This window comes from Chromohalobacter sp. HP20-39, from assembly GCF_033052815.1.
GTDB lineage: Bacteria > Pseudomonadota > Gammaproteobacteria > Pseudomonadales > Halomonadaceae > Chromohalobacter.
Genome location: NZ_JAWHTP010001272.1, coordinates 1 through 229, shown reverse-complemented (window position 1 = coordinate 229; position 229 = coordinate 1). Strand labels below are relative to the sequence as shown.

At 65.9% G+C, this 229-nt stretch carries 1 protein-coding gene; it reads right to left on the bottom strand.

Features of this window, described 5'->3' with window-relative positions; all coding sequences use genetic code 11:
• Window positions 1–229, bottom strand: a 229-nt coding sequence (locus RVY79_RS21940; RefSeq protein ID WP_317466740.1) for a hypothetical protein, incomplete at both ends; no start/stop codon positions are given.

The following is a 229-nucleotide window of genomic DNA, read 5'->3' as shown; positions in this document are numbered from 1 at the left end:
AGGGACGCTCGCAGGCATCATGACCACAAAGCCGTGCTCATCGGCCGATGTCGGCAGCACATCATGCTTGCGCGTGCGGCCGCCGAACAGGATCGATGCCGGCCAGCCTGCGCCGCCCTTAGTGCCCAGCACATAAGTGTCTTCGGTCGCGCACTTGCCGGAGTAGCCTACGGCCCCAACGCCGCTCGGCGTCGTCGTGCGCGTGACCCACACCTTTGCGTTGCACTCC